Raw genomic sequence first — 23,597 nt, 5'->3', positions numbered from 1 at the left:
ACGGCTCATGCCGAGCCTCCCGAATGGCTCGCCTTCAGGAAGGTCAAAACCTCCGACGGCGGCACGTCCTTGGCGATAAAAGCCTGTCCGATGCCACGCGTCAGGATGAAGGTTAGCGCGCCGCGCGACACCTTCTTGTCCTGGGTGATGAAACCGAGCAACGCTTCGGCATCCGGCAATTCGCCGGGAATATCGCTCATCCGCCAAGGGAGGCCGACGGCGCGCAGATGCGCCTCGACACGATTTGCATCGTCCGGGCTCGCCAAATTGAGCCGCGCCGAAAAGCGGTGCGCCAGCGCCATGCCGATGGCGACGCCTTCGCCATGGACGAGGCGCGCGCCGTCATAGCGCGTAGCGGCTTCCAGCGCGTGGCCGAACGTGTGGCCGAGATTGAGCAGGGCGCGATCGCCGGTCTCGAACTCGTCGCGGGCGACGACGTCGGCCTTGGCGCGGCAGGCCTCGGCGATCGCCGCGACGCGCGCCGGACCCCCGGCGAACACATCCTGCCAGTTCTGCTCCAGCCAGGCGAAGAAGGCCGGGCGGTCGATCAGCCCGTATTTGGCAAGCTCGGCATAGCCGGCGCGGAACTCGCGGATCGGCAGCGTGTCAAGCACGCCGGTGTCGGCGAGCACCAGCTTGGGCTGATGGAAGACGCCGACCAGGTTCTTGCCGCGGGCGCTGTTGATGCCGGTCTTGCCGCCGACGGAGGAATCGACCTGCGCCAGCAGCGAGGTCGGGATCTGCACGAAATTCATGCCGCGCCGCACGATGCCGGAGGCAAAGCCCGCGAGATCGCCGATGACGCCGCCGCCGAGCGCAATCACGGTATCGCGGCGCTCGAGTTTTGCCGCGAGCACGCCATCGACCACTTCTTCCAGATGTTCGAAGCTTTTGGTCTTCTCGCCCGCCGGCAGGGTGATGACGGCCGACTGGATGTCGCCTTTTTCAAGCCCGGCCTTCAGCTTTTCGAGATGCGCGGCCGCGACATTCTCGTCGGTGACGATGGCGGCGCGAGTGCCGGGCAGCCGGCGCGCGATCTCCTCGCCCGAGCGTGCCAGCAGTCCGGCGCCGATCAAAATGTCATAGGCGCGCTCGCCGAGCCCGACCTCGACCTTCACCGCTTCGCTCACGGTCCCACCTCGTCGCTGGTCGCGATCGCGGCGATGCCCAGATGGGCGCAAACCGCACTGATCACTTCGCCGGCGATGACCTCCTTACGATCGTCGCGCGTCGGCACTGTCAGGTCTGCTGTGGCGTAGACCGGATAGCGCTCGCCCATCAGCCGCTCCAGCACGCCGCGCGGATCGGCGTTTTTCAGAAGCGGCCGGTTCGGCTTCTTCGAAACCCGTTCCATCAAGAGGTCTAGATCGGCCTTCAGCCATACCGAAACGCCATGCGCGGCGATCGCTTCGCGCGTTTGCGCGTTCATGAAGGCGCCGCCGCCGGTCGACAGCACCTGCGGGCCGTTTTCCAGCAAGCGCAGGATCACCCGCTGCTCCAGCGCGCGGAATTCCGGCTCGCCATAGCGCTCGAACAATTCCGCTATCGTCATGCGCGAGACTGTTTCGATTTCATGGTCGCTGTCCATGAACGGCAGCGACAGCATCGCCGCCACCTTGCGGCCGACCGCCGTCTTGCCGGCGCCCATGAGGCCGACGAAGACGATCGAGCGGCTGCCGAGTTGTTCGAGCAGCGCGACACGGCCTTCGTCCGGCGGATTTGCTGGCGATGCGTTCATCAACGGACCCCTTTGCGCCGTATCGACATCAAAAGCCAGTTTGCGTCAAGCAGGGCAGCGGCAACCGCGCCGTGGCCGGCTTTGGCCCTAAGCCGGGGGCGAACATGCTTGGTCCTTGAATTGGCCGGATTGGCGTCCCATAAGGGCACAGGGGCTGGAATCGCAGAACAAGACGACGGGGCAAAAATTGAATGCCGACTTTGTTTCGGTTTGTCGTGACGCTGGCGGTTCTGGCCGGCATCGCCTATGGCGCGATGTTCGCACTGGCGATGTTCGTCGAACCGAAGAAGGCGGAGATTAGCGTGCGCATTCCCGCCGAAAAGCTCAACCCCAAGAAAAACTGACCTCGGCCTGATGAACAGCGCCGCCCGCATCGAAGCCTTCCTCGAAATGATGAGCGCCGAGCGCGGCGCGGCGGAAAACACGCTCGCCTCCTATCGCCGCGACCTGGAGGATGCCTCCGAAGCGATCGGCGGCGGGCTGGCGACGGCGGACGCATCCGCCATCCGCGCCTATCTCGACGATATCGCAGCCAGAGATTTCGCGACGACCACGCAGGCGCGCAAACTGTCGGCGATCCGCCAGTTCTTCAAATTCCTCTATGCCGAAAACCTGCGCGGCGACGACCCGACCGGCACGCTGGACAGCCCGAAGAAGGGCAGGCCGCTGCCCAAGACAATGAGCGAGGCGGAGACCGGCCGCCTGCTCGACCGCGCGGCCCAGGAAGCGTCAGATTCCGGGCCTGACGGCGACCGGACGGCGGCGTTGCGCCTGCATGCGCTGGTCGAGGTGCTCTACGCCACCGGCCTGCGCGTCTCGGAACTGGTCGGCCTGCCGGTGACGGTGGCGCTGCGCGACGACCGTTTCTTCATGGTGCGCGGCAAGGGTGACAAGGAACGCATGGTGCCGCTGTCGACCAAGGCGCGAACCGCCATGCGCGCCTGGCTTGCCGCCAGGGCCGAGCGCCCGGCCTTTGCCGAAAGCCCGTTCCTCTTTCCGGCCTCCTCAGACAGCGGCCATCTTTCCCGCCAGGTTTTCGCCCGCGATCTCAAGGGGTTGGCCGCGCGTTCGGGGATCTCGTCGGCAAAAATCTCGCCGCACGTGCTTCGACATGCTTTTGCCAGCCATCTCCTGCAGAACGGCGCCGACCTCAGAGCGGTGCAACAGCTTCTTGGCCATGCCGACATCTCGACGACCCAGATCTACACCCATGTGCTGGAAGAGCGGCTGGTGCGGCTGGTCAACGATCATCATCCGCTTGCCGACTAGGCCTCATATCGCTATGTGAGGGCGACGTTCCACCGCCCGGAGCCGGCATTTCAGCGGTTCCGCCAGTCCTTGCCTTCCGACGGATCGGTCCGCTCAAGCATGTATAACTACCTCGACTTCGAAAAGCCGGTGCAGGATCTGGAGCTCAAGATCCTTGAGCTGAAGAAGCTTGCCGAGAATGGCGAGGCCGTCGATGTCGCGGAGGAGATCAGCAGGCTGGAGAAGCGCTCGCGCGACGCATTGCGCGACCTCTACAAGGCGCTCACGCCCTGGCAGAAGGTGCAGGTCGCGCGCCATCCGGACCGCCCGCATTGCGTCGACTACATCAAGGGCCTGTTCACCGACTTCACGCCCTTGGCCGGCGACCGCAATTTCGGCGACGACCAGGCGATCGTCGGCGGCTTTGCGCGCTTCCGCGGCGAGCCCGTCGCGGTGATCGGCCAGGAAAAAGGCTCCGACACGGCGAGCCGCATCAAGCACAATTTCGGCTCGGTGCGGCCCGAGGGCTACCGCAAGGCGGTGCGCCTGATGGAACTCGCCGACCGCTTCCAGATCCCGCTTTTGACGCTGGTCGACACTGCCGGCGCCTATCCCGGCGTCGGCGCCGAGGAGCGCGGCCAGGCCGAGGCCATCGCCCGCTCGACGTCGGCCTGCCTGTCGCTGAAAGTGCCATCGATCTCGGTGGTCATCGGCGAAGGCGGCTCCGGCGGCGCCATCGCCATCGCCACCGCCAACCGCGTCTACATGCTGGAACACGCCATCTATTCGGTGATCTCGCCGGAGGGTGCGGCCTCGATCCTGTGGCGCGACACCACCCGTTCCAAGGATGCAGCGACCAACATGAAGATCACCGCGCAGGATCTTCTGGAAATGAAGATCATCGACGCCATCGTTCCCGAGCCGATGGGCGGCGCCCAGCGCGCCCCGGAAACGGTGATCGCCTCGACCGGCGACCTCATCGCCAAGACGATGAAGGACTTTGCCGGCGCCAACACCGATTTCCGCGAGCAGCGCCGCGAGAAATACCTGGCGATGGGTCGCAGCCTCTAGAGCAATTCCAGGAAGAACGTGAGCGGTCAGGCGCGGCGACTTCGCCGTCGCCCTCCGTGCGAAATTGCGTAAAAACAAAGAGATAGAGCGGTTCGCCGTTTCCATGAAACGGTAAAACGCTCTGGCCCATCCCGTGCTTTGGGCCAGGGTCGCGATAGACACCCCGCTTTAACGGCTGCTAATTAAGCTTTTCGTTTCAGGGGGATTTGAGATGGCGAAATACGAGAAACCCACGCTGGTCAAGGCGGCCCGCCTGCAAACGCTGACGGCTCAACAAGCGAGTTCCCAGCCGCCGGCGGACGATGGCAATGCCGACGGCAATGACGAGGGTGGCGACATAGTCTAGTCTGCGCCAATCTGGAGCTGCCAAAACGTATAATCGCCCTGGAACTGTGCCGGCCAGCACACGGCAAAGTGGCGGCCGGGCAAGATTCCGCCACAAAAATGCCGCCGCATTCGGCTCAATGGGATTGTCGCGAGGGGTTGGCCCGGATTTCCGGTCGAGGCTTGCGGTAAGGAAATTTCAAGGTTAACGGGCTTACGGTCCACTGGTGTTCAGCCTGCGGGCCGGCAATGCCGGGAGCCGTTGGCCCGAGAGAAAAGACATAGCCGTACCGATGTTTGCCAAGCTTGCCCGCACCGGAGTCCTGATTGCCGCGATCGGCGTCGCCGGCTGCAACGATTCGTCGATGAAGGATTTTGCGCCGGAGGCCAACAAGCCGCTGCCGGACAAGATCCTTGCCGACATGCAGGCCAAGGGCATGGTGCGCACCTCCTCGGTGATGGCGCGCATCTTCAAGGAAGAAGGCAAGCTGGAGATCTGGAAGGCCAAGACCAACGGCCGCTACGATCTCGTTGCCACCTACGACATCTGCAAATGGTCGGGCAAGCTAGGCCCGAAATACACCGAGGGCGACCGCCAGGCGCCGGAGGGCTTCTACACGGTGCGGCCGTCGCAGATGAACCCGCGCTCGAGCTACCATCTGTCCTTCAACATCGGCTTTCCCAATGCCTATGACCGCGCCAATGGCCGCACGGGCCAGAACCTGATGGTGCACGGCGCCTGCTCGTCGTCGGGCTGCTATTCGATGACGGATGCGCAGATCGAGCAGATTTATGCCTTCGGCCGCGACGCCTTCCAGGGCGGCCAGACCGAGTTCCAGATCCAGGCCTTCCCCTTCCGCATGACCGCCGCCAACATGGCGCGCTATCGCAACGACCCGAATTACGAGTTCTGGAAGATGCTGAAGGTCGGCTACGACAATTTCGAGATCACCAAGGTGCCGCCGAAAGTCGACGTTTGCGAAAAGCGCTACGTCTTCAACCAGGTCGCGCCCGAGGGCACCGCCTTCAACCCGACCGGCCCGTGCCCGGCGACGACGCAGCCGGACTCGCTGAAAGTCGCCTACGCCAATTACGAGAAGAGCTACGATGCGGCCTTCAATTCGGCCGTGAATTCGAGCAATCCGCCGCCGAAGCCGACCATTGCCGGCGTCAAGGAAGCCAGCATCGTTTCCGACTGGTCGAAGCGCCGCGCCCGCGGCGAGCGTGTGCCGATCGACCCGCCGTCGATGAACGCCGACGGTTCGGTGACCGAGACGACCCGCATGGGCCGCATCGATTCGCCTGCCGGCCGCAAGATGGCCGCGCTCGACGCCGAGAAGGAGGCCAAGCGCAAGGCCGAGGAGCAGCGCGTCGCGGCGATCGAGGCGGCCAAGGCCGCCAAGGAGGCCGCGAAAGCTCAGGCATTGGCTGAAAAGGAAGCCGCCAAGCAGGCTGCCCAGCAGCCGGTCGTCACCGCGGGTGTCGAGCCCACGCCGGCTCAGCCGCAGCAGGCGGCCGACGCCGACCAGGGCACCGTCTCGAAGCTGAAGAAGAAGCTGCTCGGCATGTTCGGCGGCTGAGAGCACTCCGCTTGGCAAAGCAGCCTGCCACCTACGATCTCAAGGGATTGAACTGCCCGCTGCCGGTGCTGAAGGCCCGCAGGCGGCTGGCGGCGATGCGGCCAGGCAGCAGGCTGTGGCTGGAAACCACCGATCCGCTGGCGGTCATCGACATCCCGGCCTTTTGCGCCGATGCAGGCCACCAGTTGGTCGAGACGGCGGCAATGACCGGCGGGCACCGCTTCCTCGTCGAACGCGGCAGCGCGGCCTGAGCCAGCAGAGTTTGGTTACATCCCGGCGATAGCCAGCGGATTGGCCTCGAGCGCCGCGCGGTCCGGCGTATCGATCGACGGCTTGTTGGTGAAGGCTGCGAACAGGCGCTGGATGTAATCTTGCGGCATGTCGAGCGTGATCAGCACCAGCCGCGTGCCGCGCTGGCCATCCGGCCAGGCCGGCAGCCGCGCCGGCGGATGCAGTATCTTCTGCACGCCATGGATGACCAGCGGGCGCGACGGATCCTCCATCAGCTCGATGACGCCTTTCATGCGCAACAGCTTGTCGCCATGCGTGGAACGCAGCAGGTCGAGGAACATCTCGATCGCCGAGAACGGCACCGGTCCGTCATGCACCAGCGAATGCGAGCGCACGCGTGCATCGTGGCGGTGGTGATCATGGCCGTGGTGATGACCGTGACCGTCATCGTGGCGGTGACCGTGATCATGGTGATGATCATGCGCGGCTTCTTCGCCCAGCCAGCGCCGCACGTCGGCGCTTTTGGTCTCGGGGTTGTAGAGACCGCAATTGAACAGCGCCGCAGCATTGGCATCGTTGACGCCGAGAACCACCGCGCCCGGATTGACCTGCCTTAGCCGCGTCCGCAAGGCTTCGATATCGGCCGCGTCCGCCAGATCGGTCTTGGTCAGCACGATGCGGTCGGCGACCGCGGCTTGCTTGAGAGCCTCGACATGCGCGTCGAGCGTCGCTTCGCCGTTGACCGCATCGACCACTGTAATGACGCCATCGAGCCGGAACGCCTGCACCAGCGCCGGATGCGCCATGATCGATTGCAGCACCGGCGCCGGATCGGCCAAGCCGGTGGTCTCGACGACAACCCGCGCCAGCTTTTCGATGCGGCCAGTCTGCAGCCGGTCGACCAGGTCGGCCAGCGTGTCGACGAGGTCGCCGCGCACCGTGCAGCACAGGCAGCCGTCGGAAAGCTGGATGACGCCGTCGGAAGCCTGCTCGACCAGCAGATGGTCGATCGCCACCTCGCCGAACTCGTTGATGATGACAGCCGTGTCGGTTAGCTGCGGATCCTTCAGCAGCCGGTTGAGCAGCGTCGTCTTGCCGGCGCCGAGAAAACCGGTGAGCACCGAGACGGGGATCGGAAAGCCTGCCACGAGCCTAGTTCGCCGCCTTGACCGGCTGGTCGCCCTGCGCGGCGGCATTGGCCGTTCCGGTCGCCAGCGGCTCGGCGCCGGTCGGCGCCGGTCTGTCGGGCCGCCAGCTCGGCAGCGGCACATCGGCATAGTTCTGGTCGGTCTGGTCGACGAAAGCCTTCGGCGCCGGACCGGTAGCGCCGCCGAGCCCGACCGCGATCAGCGTCGGATGGTCGAGCTTCACCTGGTAAGGCGACTTCGGCTTATCCTTGGCGGCGACCTCGGGGGCTGCCTCGGACTGCTCCTCTTTCGGCTTCTTCTTGCAGATCTCGTCTTGCATGTCGTTGGGCGACAGCGTGTCCCCATAGGGCTTCAGCGCCGCCAGCGTCGTCGAACCCGCCGCCGGCGTGTCGAACCCCTGGTCGAGCAGCTTTGCCGCCGTCTCGGCGCGGCTGACGGCCGATTTCTCGCCGAGCACCACGGCCACCAGCGTGCGGCCGTTGCGCGTCGCCGAGCCGATCATGTTGAAGCCGGACGAGCAGACGAAGCCGGTCTTCATGCCGTCGGCGCCGGGATAGCGGCCGATCAACAGGTTGTAGTTGGGGATCGCCTTCTTGCCGACAGCCAGCCCTTCGATCGAGAACCACGGCGCATATTGCGGGAAATCGCTGCGCAGCGCCGTCACCAGCACGGCAAGGTCGCGGGCCGTGGTGTATTGCTCCGGCGAATAGAGCCCGTTCGGGTTGACGAAATGCGTGCCGACCATGCCGAGCCGTGCCGCCTCGGCATTCATGCGGTCGGCGAAGGCCGCCTGCGAGCCGCCGATATTCTCGCCCACCGCCATGGCGATATCATTGGCCGATTTGACCAGCATCATCTTCAGCGCATTGTCGAGCCGCATCACCGAGCCGGGCTTGAAGCCCATCTTGCTCGGCGGCTCGCCGGCCGAATGCTTTGTCACCTTGATCGGCGAATCGAGCGCGACCTCGCCGGCCTGGATGGCGCGGAAGGTGACGTAGGCCGTCATCAGCTTGCTGAGCGAGGCCGGATACCAGCGCTTGAAGGCGTCCTGATGCTCCAAAATGGAGCCACTCTTCAGATCGAACAGCACCACCGGATTGGCGCGGACAGCGCCGGCAAATGCCGGAAGCGCCAGCGCGCCTGCCAGCAATAGGTTGAGGAAATGCCTCTGCCGCATGATCAAATCCGAAATCGCCTCTTGCCGTAATCGCTGCTGGGTCCGTAAGATTTCGTTACGCGGTCGCCAACACAATGCGGCCAGTCCCTCGACTCCGGACCGCATGCTTGCGGTGCTATTTACCCTATGTGACGCCAAAATGGCAAAATGCCAGACATTCACAATTGAAAATCATGATTGCTGAGCAGCGGGTCTGAACCGCCGCCCCAACCAGGAAATGGACGAAAAAATGCCGATTCTGAACCGCGCCGCGGAAATGCAGGAAGAAGTCGCCGGCTGGCGACGACACCTGCACCAGACACCGGAGCTGAATTTCGACGTCTTCCAGACCGCCGACTTCGTTGCCGAAAAGCTGAAGGCCTTCGGCTGCGACGAGGTGGTGAGAGGGCTCGGCAAGACCGGCATCGTCGGCGTCATCCATGGGCGCAAGGGCGACGGCCCGGCCATCGGTCTGCGCGCCGACATGGATGCGCTGCCTATCGAAGAGATCACCGGCAAGCCCTGGGCCTCGACGGTATCCGGCAAGATGCATGCCTGCGGCCATGACGGCCACACCGCGATGCTTCTGGGTGCGGCCAAATATCTCGCCGAGACGCGCAACTTCGCCGGCACCGTGGCGGTGATCTTCCAGCCGGCCGAGGAAGGCGGCGGCGGCGGCAACGAGATGGTCAAGGACGGCATGATGGAGCGCTTCGGCATCGCCAAAGTGTTCGGCATGCACAACATGCCTGGACTGCCCGTCGGCCAATTCGCCATCAAGCCCGGCCCGATCATGGCCGCGACCGCCGAATTCACCATCACCGTCAAGGGCCGCGGCGGCCATGCGGCGATGCCGCATGGCACGATCGACCCGATCGTCATCGCCAGCCAGCTGGTCGTGGCGCTGCAGACGATCGCCTCGCGCACCACCGACCCGGTCGAGGCCGTGGTCGTCTCCGTGACGAAATTCCATGCCGGCGACGCCTACAATGTCATCCCCGAAAGCGCCGAGATCGCCGGGACGGTGCGCACGCTGAAGAAGGACGTCGCCAAGAAGGCGGAAGAGCGCATGCGCGCCATCTGCGCCGGCATCGCCACCGCCTTCGGCGCCACCATCGAGGTCGACTACGACGCCAATTACCCCGTCACCTTCAACCATGCCGAGGAGACGGTCTTTGCCGGCGACATCGCCGCCGGCGTCGCCGGCGACAACCATGTCCACCGCGCCATCCAGCCGGTGATGGGCGGCGAGGACTTTTCCTACATGCTGGAAGCCCGCCCCGGCGCCTTCATCTTCATCGGCAACGGCGACACCGCCGGCCTGCACCACCCGGCCTACGACTTCAACGACGAGGTCATCCCGCACGGCATGAGCTATTGGGTGAAGCTGGCCGAAACCGCGCTGGCGGCCTGAGCGGCGCGGGCCTGGCAACCAAGGGCGGCCGCGTGTTGAAAGACGGCCGCCCGATCGGGTTTCAGACTCCCCTTGGCGAACCGGCCCGAAGCGTTTATGTGTCGGGCCGCGTGGTCCCGTAGCTCAGTAGGATAGAGCGGCAGATTCCTAATCTGTAGGTCACAGGTTCGATTCCTGTCGGGATCACCATTTCCTTCAGGGGATGCAGCGGTTCAGCTTGAGACAATTTCGTAGTGAAGGACCTGGGCGTCGCCGAGGAACGATCTGCGCCCTGGCGAGATGACGCCGGAACCGAAGAGAAGGATATCTTCGCGGCGCACGAATACCTCGTGGCCGGATGCCATCGACACAAATGTGCCCGACGAGCTTCGCTCGATAAGCCGGGCCTTGCCGTTCGAAATGTTGAAGCTCGCGTGGTGCCTCGAGACCCAGGGCCGCTGGATTACGATATCGCACTCCGGAGATCGGCCGATCGTCACCAATTCGTTGTTTGCGCAGGATCGCATCTGATCTTCATAGCGGATGACCAGATTGATCTGCGGCGGCAGGGCGGAGCGCCTGTCGACAAAGGTGCCCCGGTCGGCGATGTGCGTACTGAGGACCCCATCATCGCTCCTCAGCGTATAGACATCGAAGAGTTCCTGCTTTCCCTTGAAAGCCATCTTGTCGAGGAGCCGCAAGCTACTGCGGCTGCCCGCGGAAAGGGCTTCGAAGAAGCTCTGGCTGATCAGGACCTCCCCGGGGTTGGCCGTGCTGGACAACCTTGCTGTGACATTGACGACGTCGCCGAATACCGCGCCCCGCGCGCGGATGACCGGGCCGAAATGCAATCCGATCCGTGCGATCAAAGGTTCTTTCGGCAGTTGATGGCTGATTTCGCAGACGGCCATCAGCGCCGCCTCCGAACTCTCGAACAGGCTGAGCACATCATCGCCCTTCGAGTAAATGAAGTCGCCGCCGTTCCGGGCGACGATCTCGCGGATCGCATCGAGGCAATCAGAAATCTGTTGCAGCGCGGCATCGTCGCCGATGCGCTCATAGAGCGGCACGCTGCCCGCGACATCAGCCAAGAGGACTGCTGCTAGAACTCTTTCCTGATCCATCGGCTCGTATCCGCCCCGAGAACGCGGCGTGTATAACATACCAAAGTCAATCTTGACTTATCACTTGTGTGCCGAGGGGCCAGGCGGTGCTGTGGCGCTATTGTCCCGGACGGACAGGCATCTGCCTTTCGGCCAACCAGCTTGTCGGCCTCAAAATAGCGGCGAGAAAGTTCCCTCCCCTAACCGGGGCTACCCGCTGCCGGATTGGCGATGATCGCCGCGCGGAAGCGGGAGACGAAGTCGTCCAGCGCCTGCCGGTCTGCATCCGAGATCGCCCAGTAGGAAAAGGCGTCGTCGGTCCAGTGCACGAGCAGGAAGCCGCCGGCCGAAAGATCGTCGGCCACCGGCATCGATTTCGCCTCGTTCTGACGCGGCGCCGCCACCAGCGTGATCAGATGCTCGTGGTGGCGATAGACCAGCGCCGGCATCGGCCTGTCGCCGATCACCTCGACGCGTCCGCCGAGCAGCGCATAGCCGTCCTTGGCCATGTCGGGCGCCGGCGGCGACACACCGATGCGGCCGTCGAGCCATGGCTTCACCGTGTGGCGGTCGGACGAGACGATGTCGACCGGGGTTGCCGCAAGCAGGCTGCGGCGATGGCCGTTGGCGACGGCGACGGCAAAACTGTCGGAGCCATTGTCCGCCGTCGTCAGCCATTGCGTTGCGCCGCTGGCCAGCAACGCCGTGAGCACGATCGAGGCCGCCATCTGGCGCCAATCGAAGGAGTTCAACCAGCGCGGCGCGCGCGGCCGTATCGCAATGACCTGGCCTTGCTGCTGTTGCGGCGGCGTGGACGCATCCACCTTCACGGCGCCGGTCTGCTCCGCCTCATCGGCTCCCTTCACCTCGGCGATCGCCGCGATGCGCGCCAGGAAATCGTCGCTGACGGCGGGGCGCGGCACGTTAGCAAGCGCGCCGCGCAGAGCGACGAGCCGCGCATGCTCGGCGGCCAGTTCCGGATCGGCGGCCATGCGGCGCTCGACGGCGAGCGCTGCCGCGGCGTCGAGCTCGCCATCGACAAGGGCGTGGATCATCAACTTCATATCCTGCGGGTCTTGCGGCAATCCGTCCTCGTGCGGGCCATTTTCAAGCGGGCTCATGGCGCCCTCCAAGTTCGCTTATCAGCAGGCCGCGGGCGCGTGCCAGCCGCGACATCACCGTGCCTTGCGGCACGCCGAGCATCGCGGCGATCTCGCGGTAGCTGAGGCCGTTCATGTCGCGCAGCACCAGCGTCTCGCGGAAAGCTTGCGGCAGTCTTGCGATTGCCGCTTCCACGGCAGCCGAATTCGCCTTGGCGATCAGCGCCGCTTCCGGACTGTCCGCGTCATTGTCGGGCGGCGGCGACACATCGTCGAGATCGCCAAGATCGCCGACGGCGACGACGCTGCGCGGACGGTTGCGCGCCATCCACGTATAGGAGGCGTTGCGCACGATGGTGAGCAGCCAGGCGCGCGCATTGCCGCCGGCAAAGCCGGCAATGCCGGCATGCGCCTTGAGGCAGGCTTCCTGCACGACATCCTCGGCATCGGCGGTGTTGCCGGTCAGCCAGCGCGCGAGCGACAGCGCGTCGCCGAGATGCGGCAGCACCACTTCGGCAAAACGCGCGGCCAGGACCTTTTCGCTCAACACCGTTCCACCGCCAGGCGCTCCCGAAAGGGATTTGCGGCCACCCTCACCGGATGGCGGCGACCTGTCCCTGTCCGTGCGGGCGAAGATTGCGACCGCAGGCGACGGCGCCTGCTTCGGGGGAGGTGAAGGCATTGGGGTCACCGGAGTCAAGTGTCTGGTAAGCAAGGCGCGCCTCGGAAGCGAACGGCGCATCGCTGGCTGCAATGGGATGCTCGCCGTCATGGTCGTAGGTCTCGATGGTTGCGATCGGCACGGATCAGGGCCGGCGGCGCGGTGGTATGGCCCAGAAAAGATGCGCCCAGGTCGCCCGCTCCGAAGGACGGCGGCGGCTGATACCTTCGCCCTCTTCGGTCGCGATCAGTCTGTCTTCATGCCGCTTCATGCTGGGTCTCCTGCTGCTGCGCTCGATACGGCGCATGCCCTGAAGACCGGCGGACCCCGCCATTTATTCCCGGCCGGCGGAATTTTCTTGCTCACGCTAAAGTGATCGCATCCGTGGCGATTGAGCTCGGTTGCGCCGGATTTTGTTATCCGGCTCACGCTGGGTCGGCCAGGCGCATGGTATCAGTCCATCCGGCTTTCAGCGGAGGGGGACCATGCCGGATATGAGCTCAAGCAAGCCTTTGCCTTGGACGACACTCAGGGTGATCGCCGCCCTTTTGATCGTCACCTTCGTCTACCGCCTATGCATACCCTCGCATGAATATGATAGCCGGGGCTCCGTCATTCTCGACATCGTGCTGAACATCGGCCTGCTCGTCGGCCTCATCGGCACCGGGCGCAGTCTTCAACAACAGGCGCCCGACGACGACCGTTGGAAGGTCGGCACGCCGCTTTACTGGGCGGCGCTGATTTCCGGCATCGGCCTGCTGCTCATCCGCTTCACCAGCAATTCGGGCTGGTGGACCGGACACCTGATGTACAACCTGTCCTGATTGCGTTCGGGAAGCCGCGCTTTACTGCGCCGTCCAGCCGCCATCCATCGGCAGCGTCGTGCCTGTGATCTGCCTGGCGGCGTCTGAGCACAGGAACAGCGCCAGCGCGGCCAGTTCCTCGACGGTGACGAACTCCTTGGTCGGCTGCGCGGCCAAGAGCACGTCGTGCTTGACCTGCTCCTCGGTCATGCCGCGCGCCTTCATCGTGTCGGGGATCTGCTTTTCGACCAGCGGCGTCCAGACATAGCCGGGCGCGATGGCGTTCACGGTGATGCCGTTTTGCGCCACTTCCAGCGCCACCGTCTTGGTCAGGCCGGCAATGCCGTGCTTGGCCGAGACATAGGCCGACTTGAACGGCGAAGCGACCAGCGCATGCGCCGAAGCCGTGTTTATGATGCGGCCCCATTTGCGGCTCTTCATGCCGGGCACCACCGCCTTGATGGCGTAGAAGGCGGCCAGAAGGTTGATGCGGATGATCGCCTCCCACTTGTCGTCGGGAAACTCCTCGATCGGCGCGACATGCTGGATGCCGGCATTGTTGACCAGGATGTCGAGGCTGCCCAAGGCGGCCTCCGCATCGTGGATCATGGCGGTGACGGCGGCGCCGTCCATCATGTTGGCATCGGAATAGCGGCACTTGACGCCGAAATCCTTCTCGATGCCGGCGCGCTCCTGCTCGATCGCCGCGGCGTCGCCCAGGCCGTTGATGGTGACGTTGGCGCCCTCGGCGGCGAAGGCGCGGGCGATTGCCAGGCCGATACCGCTGGTCGAGCCGGTGACGAGCGCATTCTTCGAAGACAGGGAACCCATGGGAGATCTCGCGACAGGAGGGAGGAAGGCAGGCAATTGGAAGGCACATAGTTTGTGCGCTGCAGCATGACAATGCCACAGCCATGTGTCGGCGCTATTACAGCCCGGCAAAGGCTTTGCCGGCTTGCGGGTGGTCCGTCGCGACGCTGACACGGCACTGTCATGCTGCCATGCAACATACTTGCCAGCGCATTCGCGCGGGGTCATTTCAAACCTTCGGGGCACCAGCCATGGAAATCGCCGATGTCGTGAGGCGCGCCTATGCGATGCCGCTCACCAACCCGTCCTTCCCGCCCGGCCCCTACCGTTTCTTCGACCGTGAATACATCATCATCACCTACCGCACGACGCGCGAAGCGCTCGAGGCCGTCGTGCCGGCGCCGCTCGAGATCGACGAGCCGCTGGTCAAGTACGAATTCATCCGCATGCCGGATTCGACCGGCTTCGGCGACTATACCGAGACCGGCCAGGTCATTCCGGTGCGCTACCGTGGACAGCATGGCGGCTTCGTCCATTCCATGTATCTCGACGACGATGCGCCGATCGCCGGCGGCCGCGAGCTCTGGGGTTTCCCAAAGAAGCTCGCCAAGCCCAAGATCGTCCATGAAGGCGAAGTGATTGTCGGAACGCTGCACTACGGCAGCGTGCTCTGCGCCACCGGCACGATGGGCTACAAGCATCGCGAGGCCGACCACGACCAGGTGCTTGCAGCGCTCGCCGCGCCCAATTTCCTGATCAAGATCATCCCGCATGTCGACGGCAGCCCGCGCATCTGCGAGCTGGTGCGCTATTACCTCACCGACATCACGCTGAAGGAAGCCTGGACGGCGCCGGCCGCGCTCGACCTGCGCCCGCATGTCATGGCCGACGTGGCCAAGCTGCCGGTGCTCGACATCGTCTCGGCGGTTCACTTCAAAGCCGATCTGACGCTTGGCCTCGGCGAAGTCGTGCATGATTACCTCGCCGACCACGGCCAGCAGGCCGCCGGCGCCGCCCATCTGGAGAAAGTCAGTGCTTGAGCGCACCCGCAACAAGGCGGCCGCCGCCACCATCGCCGAAATCACCGCGCAATATGACCGCATCGCCCTGGTCTTCCAGGGCGGCGGCGCGCTCGGCGCCTACCAGGCAGGCGTCTACCAGGCACTTGCCGACGCCGGCTGCGAGCCGACCTGGCTATCCGGCGTCTCGATCGGCGCCATCAACGCCTCGATCATCGCCGGCAATGAGCCGAGCCGCCGCCTGCAGCGGCTGGAACAGTTCTGGCAGACGATCTCCGGCCGCAAGATCTGGGCTTATACGCCCGAAGGCGACCTCTATCGCGACATCCGCAACCAGACCTCGTCCTTCATGACGATGGCGATGGGCCAGCCCGGCTTCTTCAAGCCGCGCAATCCCAATCCGTGGTTCCAGCTCTCGGGCGCCGAAGGCGCCACCAGCTTCTACGACACGGCCGAGCTGAAGGACACGCTTGAGAGCCTGATCGATTTCGATGTGCTCAACGACGGCAAGAAGCGGTTGAGCGTCGGCGCGGTCAACGTGCGGACCGGCAATTTCGTCTATTTCGACACCGACAAGGTGCGCATCGGGCCGGAGCACATCATGGCCAGCGGCGCGCTGCCGCTGGCCTTCCCCTCGATCCGCATCGAAGGCGAATATTACTGGGACGGCGGCATCGTCTCCAACACGCCGCTGCAATATCTGCTCGACCAGGAAGAAGACCGCTCCTCGCTGGTCTTCCAGGTCGACCTGTTCAGCGCCCGCGGCGTGCTACCGCGCGGCATGGCCGACGTCCTGTCGCGCCACAAGGACATCATGTATTCAAGCCGCACGCGCCAGAACACCGACAATTTCCAGCGCATTCATGCCTTGAAGATGAAGCTGCTCGATGCATTGAAGCGCGTGCCGCCGGAGCAGCTCAAGGACGGCGAGAGGGAGTTGATCGCCGACTATTCCAACGCCGGCGTCGTCAACATCGTCCACCTGATCTACCAGCACAAAGGCTATGAGGGCCACGCCAAGGACTATGAATTCTCCGGCACCTCGATGCGCGAACATTGGGAGATGGGCCTGGAGGACACCGAGCGCACGCTGCGCCACAAGAAGTGGCTGATGCTGCCGACCAATGTCGAAGGCGTCGCTATCCACGATTTGCACCGCGAAGACCCGACCTGATACTCCCCCGTAAAAGAAGACCCGCCGGTCGGTCGACCGGCGGGTTTTCTTTTGTGGTGAGATCTTCTTCGATGCCGCAGTCGACGGCTGATCTTAAGTTCATAAGGGAACAGCGCCGCGAACGGCGCCGTCGGCGGCCCTGGCGTTTCTAAACTGTGCTCAGAACACCTGGCGGAAGATGATGAACAGCACGAAGGCCAAGGCGATCGAGCAAGGCAGCGTCAGCACCCAGGCCAGCAAAAGGTTGCGCACGGTCGACCACTGCAGGCCGGAGCCGTTGGCCGCCATCGTGCCGGCGACGCCGGACGAGAGCACATGGGTGGTCGAGACCGGCAGGCCGAACCGGTCGGCCATGCCGATCGTGACCATCGCCACCAATTCGGCCGCGGCGCCCTGGCCATAGGTCAGGTGGCTCTTGCCGATCTTTTCGCCGACGGTGACGACGATGCGCTTCCAGCCGACCATGGTGCCGAGCCCGAGCGCCAGCGCCACCGCGACCTTCACCCAGAGCGGGATGAACTTCGTCGCGTTGTCGACCGCCTTGTGATAGTCGGTCACCGCCTTGAGGTCGTCGGGCTGCATCGGCAGCAACTGCTTCTTGTCGATCAGCTTCAGCGCCTCGCCGATCAGGTAGATGTCGTTGCGCGCATTGCTGACCAGGTCGGTCGGCACCTTCTCGACCGTGGCGTAGGGATTAAGCTCAGCCGTGGTGTTGTGGATATAGGTCTGCAGCGCGAGCGTCGTCTGGTCGGTCCACGTCTTGGTGCGCACTGCTTCCTGCACGGCCGCCTTGGCGGCAGCGGCATCCGCGACCGTAACGCCGGGCTTCACATATTTGCCCAGCGCCTGCTCGACCGAAACGGAAGCCGCCTTGTAGGCGTCGAGATAATTGATGTCGGGCGTGCGGTTCAGCGCATAGGCGGTCGGCACTACACCGATCAGGATCAGCATGATCAGGCCCATGCCCTTCTGGCCGTCATTGGAGCCATGCGCGAAGCTGACGCCGGTGCAGGTGAAGATCAAAAGCGCGCGGATCCACCATGGCGGCGGCGTGTTGCCCTTCGGAGCCTCGTAGAGCGCCTTGTTGCGGACCAGCAGCTTCATCACATAGAGCAGGATGAAGGCGGCGAAGAAGCCGACGATCGGTGACACCAGAAGCGTGATGCCGACATTGGTCGCCTGCCCCCATTCGACGCCGCTGGTGGCGCTCCCAGCCGGCGCCATGAACTGGTTGGCGAGGCCGACGCCGATGATCGAGCCCACCATGGTGTGCGAGCTCGAAGCCGGCAGGCCGAGGAACCAGGTTCCGAGGTTCCACAGGATGGCGGCGACCAAAAGGGCGAACACCATGGCGAAACCGGAGGACGAGCCGACCTGCAGGATGAGCTCGACCGGCAGCAGCGACAGAATACCGAACGCCACCGCGCCGCTGGAGGTCAAGACGCCGAGGAAGTTGAAGAGGCCCGACCACATGACGGCGAACTCGGCCGGGAGCGACCGCGTGTAGATGACGGTGGCGACAGCGTTGGCGGTGTCGTGGAAGCCGTTGACGAACTCGAAGCCCAGCGCAATCAGCAGCGCTATGCCGAGTAGGATCCACGGCACGGTCTTGGCGATGGCCAGGTCCTGGCTCAGCGCATAGCCGACATAGACGATGCCGACGAGCACCAGCACGCCGAAGGCCGGCAGGAACCATTTCGCGCCGCTCGATTGTTCAAGCGGATGATCCGGTCTCGGGATACCCGCCTCACTGGATACTACGTCCACCATTGTCCCACTCCAATTGCATTGCGGCAAAGAACCGGGAGGACGCTATGACCCGAGGATGAAGCTGGTGTGACGCTCTTAACCAGTTTGGTCACTACCAAACCAGTTGGTCACTACCAACCGTTTGGTCACCACCAGACCGTTTGGTAGCAACCGAACCGTTTGGTGACCTATCCGGCTATCTTCAGCAGGGAAGCAACCAGCAACTCGCGCTCGCCCTGCGACAGCACGTCAGAGTCAAACAGGTTCATGCTGCGCATGCCCTCGATGGCGAGAAAGCAGACCAAGAGCGAGCCGAGGTCGTCGGTCTGCTCCTTCAGCCGTTCGAACAGCTGTCGTTTGAAGGCTTTTATCGGCGTCAGGAAATCCGGATCCTCGGCAATCGCCGAGAACATCCAGGAAGCCGAGGGTTTCGGCTGCTCGCAATCGTCGGCCGACAGCTTGATATAGGCCGCGAGCATGCCTTCATGGTCGGCTTCGGCAGCGCGGGCTTCCAGCGCCTTCCGGAAGTCGCTGAGATAATTCTCGACCAGCCCCTGCATCAGCTTGGCCTTGGTCGGGAAATTATAGAGCAGGCCGCCCTTCGACACGCCGGCGCGGGTCGCGACGGCCTCCAGCGACAGGCTTCCCGGTCCTGCCTCGCGCGCCACATCGGCCGCCGCGGCAAGAATCCTGTCGCGCGAATTTGCCCTGCGAGCTCTCATCACGCCTCCCCTACATTAGCCTACGCGGAATTGACAAGACCGTCCAGACGGTACAGTAAGACGCCCGCCATTTGAAATCGGGACTTGTCGTCGATATCTGTCCCGGCATCGATTGTTTTGCCGGTTGCCGGCCGAGGGGGACTGTCCGTGAAGCGCTTTTTCATCATCTTCGGCTTCTTGCTGCTGCTCGTCCTGATCTGCGTCGGCATCGTCGGTTTCAATTTCATGCGCGATGCCGGCATCAAGCAGTATTTCGCCACCATGAAGCCGCCGGCGGCGACTGTATCGACCGTGATCGTCAAGCCTTCGGACTGGACGCCCGGTGTCGAGGCGATCGGCACCGTCAATGCCGTGCGCGGCGTCGATTTGACGCTTGAGACGAGCGGCATCGTCAAGCAGATCCTCTTCCACGCCAACCAGAAGGTGGCTGCCGACGCGGTGCTGGTGCAACTCGACGACGCCGTCGAGAAGGCCGATCTGGTGGCGCAGAAAGCGCAGGCCGCTTCCGACCAGGCGGCGCTGACCCGCGCGATCGAATTGCAGCGGCGCGGTGTCGGCACCGACGCCACACTTGATGCCGCGCGCGCCGCGGCGGACGCCTCGGCCGCGCAGGTCAACAAGCTGCAGGCGGTGCTCGACCAGAAGCAGTTGTCCGCGCCGTTCAACGGCACGGTCGGCATTCCGAAGATCGATATCGGCCAGTATCTGGCGCCGGGCAACTCGGTGGTCACGATTCAGGACCTCGACACGATGCGGGTCGACTTCACCGTTCCCGAGCAGCAGCTGCCGCTGCTGAAGATCGGCCAGACCATCCGCATTGGCGGCAGCCTGGCGGATCTGTCTTTTGCCGGCGCCATTCGCGGCATCGACCCCAAGATCGATCCGGCGAGCCGCCTGGTCTCGATCCGTGGCGAGGTTGCCAACACTGAAGGCAAGCTGACCCCGGGCCAGTTCGTGCAGATCCGCGTCGAACTGCCGAAGGAAAGCAACGTCATCGACGTGCCGCAGACCGCGGTGACGTCGAGCCTCTATGGCGACTTCGTCTTCGTCGTCGAGCCGGCGAAGCCTGCGTCCAGCGCAGCCCCGGCAAAGCCGGAGGACGCCAAAACCGATGCGCAGAAGCCGGCCGCCGATGCCGCCAAGCCGGCTGACGCTTCGAAGCCCGCGACCGACGCAGCCAAACCAGCTGATGCAGCCGCCAAGCCAGCCGATGCCGCGCAGCAGCCGGCACTCGTCATCTCGCAGGTGTTCGTTAAGCTCGGCCGCCGCAACAACGGCATGGTCGAGATCACTGAAGGTCTCAAGGAAGGCGACCAGGTCGTTACCGCCGGCCAGAACCGACTCTTCAACGGCATGTCGGTCGCCGTCGACAACACCATCGATCCCAGCAAATCGGCGAACAAGCAGGTTCAGCAGCCATGAGCTTCTCCGACCTCTTCATTCGCCGGCCGGTGCTTTCCACCGTGCTGGCCTGCATGATCCTGCTTCTGGGCTTCCAGGGCATTTTCGGCCTGTCGATCCGCCAGTATCCCAAGGTCGACGAGACGGCTATCACCATCACCACGGCCTATCCCGGCGCCAGCGCCGACCTGATCCAGGGCTTCATCTCCGCCCCGATCGCGCGCGCCGTCGCCTCGACGGAAAACATCGATTACGTCACCTCTTCCAGCCGTCCTTCTTCAAGCACGGTGACGGTGCAGATGAAGCTCGGCTCCAACCCGGACGTCGCGCTGGCCGAAGTGCTGTCGAAGGTCCAGGGCGTACGCGGCACCTTGCCGGACGCATCGAAGGATCCGGTGATCGTCAAGGGCACCGGCCAGCAGTTCGCGATGATGTATATCTCGATGCAGAATCCGAACATGACCAAGGAGCAGCTCACCGAATACATCGAGCGCGTCATTCGGCCTCGCATCTCGACCGTGGAAGGTGTCGCCGACGTCCAGATCTTCGGCGCCCAGGAATATTCGATGCGTATCTGGATCGATCCGATCCGGCTGGCCGCGCGCGGCGCCACGGCTGTCGACGTGCTGACCGCGATCAACAACTCGAATTTCCTGTCGGCGCCCGGCAACACCCAGAACGAATATGTGGTGTCCTCGATCACCGTGCATTCGACCCTGCAGACGCCCGAAGCCTTCGCCGAGCTGCCGATCCGCTCGACGAACGGCCAGGTCGTGCGCCTGCGCGACGTGGCGCGTGTCGAGCTCGGCGCGGAAAATACCGACACCAGGGTGAGCTTCAACGGCAAGCCCGGCACCTTCCTCGCTATCTTCCCGACACCGGCGGCCAACCCGCTGACGACCGCGGCCGCCGTCACCAAGCTCGTGCCGCAGATCCAGGAGACGCTGCCCAAGGGCATGACGATCGAGGTCGTCTACGACGCGACCGGTCAGATCAGCGCTTCGATCGAGGAGGTGTTCAAGACCATCGGCGAGGCCGTCGCCATCGTCATCGTGGTCATCCTTCTGTTCCTCGGCTCGTTCCGCTCGGTGATGATGCCGATCGTGACCATCCCGCTGTCGCTGATCGGCGTCTGCTTCATCCTTTTCGCAGTCGGCTATTCGATCAACCTTCTGTCGCTGCTTGCCATGGTTCTGGCGATCGGCCTCGTCGTCGACGACGCCATTGTGGTGGTGGAGAACATCCACCGCCACATGGAAGAAGACCACATGTCGCCGATGCAGGCGGCCTTCAACGGCATGCGCGAGATCGCGACGGCCATCGTGGCGATGACCATCACGCTGGCCGCGGTGTTCGCCCCGCTTGCCTTCACCGGCGGCCTGACCGGGGCGCTGTTCCGCGAATTCGCCGTCACGCTGGCCGGCTCGGTGGTGCTGTCGGGCTTGATCGCCATGACCATCACGCCGATGATGTCCGCCCGCCTGCTGAAGCCGGGCGCGCATGGCCGCTTCCAGCGCATCGTCGACGGCACCTTCAGCCGTGTCGAGCGCGTCTACGAACGGGCGGTTACCGCTTCGCTCAGGAACCGGCCGGTGACGCTGATCATTGTCGTCGCGCTTGTCGCCCTTACCGGCTTCATGTTTACCAAGACCTCGACCGAGCTGGCGCCGGAAGAAGATCAGGGCTTCCTGCTCTCGATCGTGACCGCGCCGCGCTACGCGACGTCGGACTACACCGAGACCTACGTCAACCAGATGCTCGGCCTGGTGAAGGATATTCCCGAGACCAGGGCGCAGTTCTCGGCAGTCGCCTTCGGCGGCGCGACCAACGGCGCCTTCGTTGGCTTCGCCTTCAAGGACTGGGCGGAGCGCAAGCGCAGCTCGAAGCAGTTGCAGGCCGATATCCAGGGCCGCCTTTCCAAGGTTGCCGGCGTCGAGGCCTTCGTCTTCGCGCCGCCGACGCTGCCCGGCTCCGGCGGCGGCCTGCCGATCTCCATGGTGGTGCGCTCCACCGGCGATCCCTCCGAGGTCTTCGAGCAGGCGGAGAAGATCAAGAACAAGGCACAGGCCTCCGGCCGCTTCATCGTCGTGCAGAACTCGATGGCCTATGACGCGCCGCAAGTGACGGTGACCATCGACCGCGAGCGCGCGGCGGCGCTTAACCTGCCGATCGCCGATATCGGCAACACGCTGACGCTGCTTGTCGGCGGCGCCGAAGTCGCGCAGTTCGACCGCGACTCCAACAGCTATGACATCATCCCGCAGGTGCCGCAGGAGTTCCGCGACAATCCCGAGAAGCTCGGCGAATATTTCGTGCGCAGCGTCGACGGCAAGATGGTGCCGCTGTCGGCGGTGGTGAAGATCTCCACCAATGCCTCTCCGGCGGCGATCGAGCAGTTCAACCAGCTGAATTCCTCGACGATTTCCGCCCTGCCGCTACCTGGCGTCACCACCGGTGATGGGCTGAAGGCGCTGGAGGACATCGCCAGGGAGAGCCTGCCCGATACCTTCTTTATCGACTATTCCGGCCAGTCGCGGCAGGAAAAGGAACAGGGCAACACCATCCTGATCGCCTTCGCCGCGGCCGTGGTCGTCATCTACCTGGTACTGGCGGCGCAGTTCGAAAGCTTCCGCGATCCGCTCATCATCATGATGGCGGTGCCGCTATCGATCTTCGGCGCCATCGTGCCGCTCAACATCGGCCTGGGAACGCTCAACATCTACACCCAGGTCGGTCTGATCACGCTGATCGGCCTGATCACAAAGCACGGCATCCTGCTAGTCGAGTTCGCCAACCAGCAGCGCGAGATACATGGCATGCGGCGGCGCGACGCCATTATCGCCTCGGCCAAGGTGCGCCTGCGGCCGATCCTGATGACGACCGCCGCCATGGCGCTGGGCGTCGTGCCGCTGATCGTCTCCAGCGGCGCGGGCGCCGCGGCCCGCTATTCGATGGGCCTGGTGATCTTCACAGGCATCCTGGTCGGCACCATGTTCACGCTGTTCGTCGTGCCGATGTTCTACACCTTTATCGCCAGCAAGGACCTGCCGCATCTCGCCGAGAAGCCCGATCCGAAGCTGATGCCGGCGCTGCCGGGCTGAACAGCTCAAAACAAAAGAGGCCGGAAATTCCGGCCTCTTTTTTGGCGGTAGCCACACAGCTCCAG

At 64.1% G+C, this 23,597-nt stretch carries 23 protein-coding genes and 1 tRNA gene; 13 read left to right on the top strand and 11 right to left on the bottom strand.

What is annotated here, in order from left to right; all coding sequences use genetic code 11:
* Positions 1-5 precede the first annotated feature (5 nt).
* Both aroB and FJ988_RS26940 read right to left on the bottom strand, forming a co-directional pair.
* Positions 6-1,130 (bottom strand): 3-dehydroquinate synthase, encoded by a 1,125-nt coding sequence (aroB, locus tag FJ988_RS26945; protein ID WP_140821718.1) that lies wholly within the window; start codon positions 1,128-1,130, stop codon positions 6-8.
* Positions 1,127-1,738, bottom strand: a complete 612-nt coding sequence (locus FJ988_RS26940; RefSeq protein WP_140821716.1) for a shikimate kinase — start codon at positions 1,736-1,738, stop codon at positions 1,127-1,129. The genes aroB and FJ988_RS26940 overlap by 4 nt, the downstream gene beginning before the upstream one ends.
* Positions 1,739-1,929: 191 nt before the next feature.
* On the opposite strand from FJ988_RS26940, the gene FJ988_RS26935 reads away from it, so the two are divergent.
* The 6 genes from FJ988_RS26935 (at position 1,930) to FJ988_RS26915 (ending at position 6,212) form a co-directional block, all read left to right on the top strand.
* A complete protein-coding gene (locus FJ988_RS26935; protein WP_140821714.1) occupies positions 1,930-2,082 on the top strand; it encodes a histidine kinase in 153 nt (50 codons plus the stop codon).
* A 10-nt stretch (positions 2,083-2,092) separates the two neighbouring features.
* Positions 2,093-3,007: a site-specific tyrosine recombinase XerD gene (locus FJ988_RS26930; RefSeq protein WP_140821712.1), complete on the top strand. Its 915-nt coding sequence runs from the start codon at positions 2,093-2,095 to the stop codon at positions 3,005-3,007.
* Between the two features lie 99 nt (positions 3,008-3,106).
* The gene (locus FJ988_RS26925; protein ID WP_140821710.1) at positions 3,107-4,057 is read left to right on the top strand and encodes an acetyl-CoA carboxylase carboxyltransferase subunit alpha; all 951 of its coding nucleotides are present in this window, start codon (positions 3,107-3,109) and stop codon (positions 4,055-4,057) included.
* Between the two features lie 211 nt (positions 4,058-4,268).
* Complete coding sequence (locus FJ988_RS31455; protein WP_281407759.1) at positions 4,269-4,403, top strand: hypothetical protein; 135 nt, start codon at positions 4,269-4,271, stop codon at positions 4,401-4,403.
* A 271-nt stretch (positions 4,404-4,674) separates the two neighbouring features.
* Complete coding sequence (locus FJ988_RS26920; protein ID WP_140821708.1) at positions 4,675-5,961, top strand: murein L,D-transpeptidase family protein; 1,287 nt, start codon at positions 4,675-4,677, stop codon at positions 5,959-5,961.
* Between the two features lie 11 nt (positions 5,962-5,972).
* Positions 5,973-6,212, top strand: a complete 240-nt coding sequence (locus tag FJ988_RS26915) for a sulfurtransferase TusA family protein (protein WP_140821706.1) — start codon at positions 5,973-5,975, stop codon at positions 6,210-6,212.
* Positions 6,213-6,227: 15 nt separating this feature from the next.
* On the opposite strand, the gene FJ988_RS26910 is transcribed toward FJ988_RS26915, so the two are convergent.
* On the bottom strand, positions 6,228-7,340 hold the full coding sequence (locus tag FJ988_RS26910; protein WP_181183682.1) for a GTP-binding protein: 1,113 nt from the start codon (positions 7,338-7,340) through the stop codon (positions 6,228-6,230).
* Between the two features lie 4 nt (positions 7,341-7,344).
* Entirely contained in the window at positions 7,345-8,517 is a 1,173-nt protein-coding gene (locus FJ988_RS26905; protein WP_140821702.1) for a D-alanyl-D-alanine carboxypeptidase family protein, read from the bottom strand.
* Positions 8,518-8,746: 229 nt separating this feature from the next.
* On the opposite strand from FJ988_RS26905, the gene FJ988_RS26900 reads away from it, so the two are divergent.
* Positions 8,747-9,910: a M20 aminoacylase family protein gene (locus FJ988_RS26900; RefSeq protein WP_140821700.1), complete on the top strand. Its 1,164-nt coding sequence runs from the start codon at positions 8,747-8,749 to the stop codon at positions 9,908-9,910.
* Between the two features lie 112 nt (positions 9,911-10,022).
* Positions 10,023-10,099, top strand: a tRNA-Arg gene (locus FJ988_RS26895).
* Positions 10,100-10,122: 23 nt separating this feature from the next.
* On the opposite strand, the gene FJ988_RS26890 is transcribed toward FJ988_RS26895, so the two are convergent.
* From FJ988_RS26890 to FJ988_RS30955, 4 genes are all read right to left on the bottom strand, one after another.
* Complete coding sequence (locus tag FJ988_RS26890; RefSeq protein ID WP_181183681.1) at positions 10,123-11,013, bottom strand: adenylate/guanylate cyclase domain-containing protein; 891 nt, start codon at positions 11,011-11,013, stop codon at positions 10,123-10,125.
* Between the two features lie 179 nt (positions 11,014-11,192).
* The gene (locus FJ988_RS26885) at positions 11,193-12,113 is read right to left on the bottom strand and encodes an anti-sigma factor (RefSeq protein ID WP_140821696.1); all 921 of its coding nucleotides are present in this window, start codon (positions 12,111-12,113) and stop codon (positions 11,193-11,195) included.
* A complete protein-coding gene (locus FJ988_RS26880; protein WP_246688669.1) occupies positions 12,100-12,639 on the bottom strand; it encodes a sigma-70 family RNA polymerase sigma factor in 540 nt (179 codons plus the stop codon). The genes FJ988_RS26885 and FJ988_RS26880 overlap by 14 nt, the downstream gene beginning before the upstream one ends.
* Positions 12,640-12,685: 46 nt before the next feature.
* On the bottom strand, positions 12,686-12,895 hold the full coding sequence (locus FJ988_RS30955; RefSeq protein ID WP_181183687.1) for a hypothetical protein: 210 nt from the start codon (positions 12,893-12,895) through the stop codon (positions 12,686-12,688).
* A 343-nt stretch (positions 12,896-13,238) separates the two neighbouring features.
* On the opposite strand from FJ988_RS30955, the gene FJ988_RS26875 reads away from it, so the two are divergent.
* Entirely contained in the window at positions 13,239-13,577 is a 339-nt protein-coding gene (locus FJ988_RS26875; RefSeq protein ID WP_140821692.1) for a hypothetical protein, read from the top strand.
* A 21-nt stretch (positions 13,578-13,598) separates the two neighbouring features.
* Here FJ988_RS26875 and FJ988_RS26870 read toward each other — a convergent pair whose 3' ends face one another.
* Complete coding sequence (locus FJ988_RS26870) at positions 13,599-14,387, bottom strand: 3-hydroxybutyrate dehydrogenase (RefSeq protein ID WP_140821690.1); 789 nt, start codon at positions 14,385-14,387, stop codon at positions 13,599-13,601.
* Between the two features lie 230 nt (positions 14,388-14,617).
* On the opposite strand from FJ988_RS26870, the gene FJ988_RS26865 reads away from it, so the two are divergent.
* A complete protein-coding gene (locus tag FJ988_RS26865) occupies positions 14,618-15,406 on the top strand; it encodes an acetoacetate decarboxylase (protein WP_140821688.1) in 789 nt (262 codons plus the stop codon).
* Complete coding sequence (locus FJ988_RS26860) at positions 15,399-16,559, top strand: patatin-like phospholipase family protein (protein WP_140821686.1); 1,161 nt, start codon at positions 15,399-15,401, stop codon at positions 16,557-16,559. Before FJ988_RS26865 ends, FJ988_RS26860 begins: the two co-directional genes overlap by 8 nt.
* Before the next feature lie 159 nt (positions 16,560-16,718).
* Here the strand turns inward: FJ988_RS26860 and FJ988_RS26855 are convergent, their stop codons facing one another.
* Positions 16,719-18,329: an inorganic phosphate transporter gene (locus tag FJ988_RS26855; protein WP_140821685.1), complete on the bottom strand. Its 1,611-nt coding sequence runs from the start codon at positions 18,327-18,329 to the stop codon at positions 16,719-16,721.
* Between the two features lie 167 nt (positions 18,330-18,496).
* Entirely contained in the window at positions 18,497-19,030 is a 534-nt protein-coding gene (locus FJ988_RS26850; RefSeq protein ID WP_140821683.1) for a TetR/AcrR family transcriptional regulator, read from the bottom strand.
* A 147-nt stretch (positions 19,031-19,177) separates the two neighbouring features.
* Here FJ988_RS26850 and FJ988_RS26845 point away from each other — a divergent pair, with 147 nt between their 5' ends.
* A complete protein-coding gene (locus tag FJ988_RS26845) occupies positions 19,178-20,452 on the top strand; it encodes an efflux RND transporter periplasmic adaptor subunit (RefSeq protein WP_246688668.1) in 1,275 nt (424 codons plus the stop codon).
* The gene (locus tag FJ988_RS26840) at positions 20,449-23,532 is read left to right on the top strand and encodes an efflux RND transporter permease subunit (RefSeq protein ID WP_140821681.1); all 3,084 of its coding nucleotides are present in this window, start codon (positions 20,449-20,451) and stop codon (positions 23,530-23,532) included. Before FJ988_RS26845 ends, FJ988_RS26840 begins: the two co-directional genes overlap by 4 nt.
* Positions 23,533-23,597 lie beyond the last annotated feature (65 nt).

The organism is Mesorhizobium sp. CU3, assembly GCF_006442965.1.
Classification (GTDB): Bacteria; Pseudomonadota; Alphaproteobacteria; order Rhizobiales; family Rhizobiaceae; genus Mesorhizobium.
This window is presented reverse-complemented; position numbering and strand designations above follow the sequence as displayed.

Excerpts from the sequence above, each read along its gene's own strand:
- FJ988_RS26940 (WP_140821716.1), bottom strand. The coding sequence starts at position 1,738 with ATGAACGCATCGCCAGCAAATCCGCCGGACGAAGGCCGTGTCGCGCTG.
- FJ988_RS26935 (WP_140821714.1), top strand. The coding sequence starts at position 1,930 with ATGCCGACTTTGTTTCGGTTTGTCGTGACGCTGGCGGTTCTGGCCGGC.
- FJ988_RS26930 (WP_140821712.1), top strand. The coding sequence starts at position 2,093 with ATGAACAGCGCCGCCCGCATCGAAGCCTTCCTCGAAATGATGAGCGCC.
- FJ988_RS26925 (WP_140821710.1), top strand. The coding sequence starts at position 3,107 with ATGTATAACTACCTCGACTTCGAAAAGCCGGTGCAGGATCTGGAGCTC.
- FJ988_RS31455 (WP_281407759.1), top strand. The coding sequence starts at position 4,269 with ATGGCGAAATACGAGAAACCCACGCTGGTCAAGGCGGCCCGCCTGCAA.
- FJ988_RS26920 (WP_140821708.1), top strand. The coding sequence starts at position 4,675 with ATGTTTGCCAAGCTTGCCCGCACCGGAGTCCTGATTGCCGCGATCGGC.
- FJ988_RS26905 (WP_140821702.1), bottom strand. The coding sequence starts at position 8,517 with ATGCGGCAGAGGCATTTCCTCAACCTATTGCTGGCAGGCGCGCTGGCG.
- FJ988_RS26900 (WP_140821700.1), top strand. The coding sequence starts at position 8,747 with ATGCCGATTCTGAACCGCGCCGCGGAAATGCAGGAAGAAGTCGCCGGC.
- FJ988_RS26890 (WP_181183681.1), bottom strand. The coding sequence starts at position 11,013 with ATGGATCAGGAAAGAGTTCTAGCAGCAGTCCTCTTGGCTGATGTCGCG.
- FJ988_RS26885 (WP_140821696.1), bottom strand. The coding sequence starts at position 12,113 with ATGAGCCCGCTTGAAAATGGCCCGCACGAGGACGGATTGCCGCAAGAC.
- FJ988_RS26875 (WP_140821692.1), top strand. The coding sequence starts at position 13,239 with ATGCCGGATATGAGCTCAAGCAAGCCTTTGCCTTGGACGACACTCAGG.
- FJ988_RS26870 (WP_140821690.1), bottom strand. The coding sequence starts at position 14,387 with ATGGGTTCCCTGTCTTCGAAGAATGCGCTCGTCACCGGCTCGACCAGC.
- FJ988_RS26865 (WP_140821688.1), top strand. The coding sequence starts at position 14,618 with ATGGAAATCGCCGATGTCGTGAGGCGCGCCTATGCGATGCCGCTCACC.
- FJ988_RS26855 (WP_140821685.1), bottom strand. The coding sequence starts at position 18,329 with ATGGTGGACGTAGTATCCAGTGAGGCGGGTATCCCGAGACCGGATCAT.
- FJ988_RS26850 (WP_140821683.1), bottom strand. The coding sequence starts at position 19,030 with ATGAGAGCTCGCAGGGCAAATTCGCGCGACAGGATTCTTGCCGCGGCG.
- FJ988_RS26840 (WP_140821681.1), top strand. The coding sequence starts at position 20,449 with ATGAGCTTCTCCGACCTCTTCATTCGCCGGCCGGTGCTTTCCACCGTG.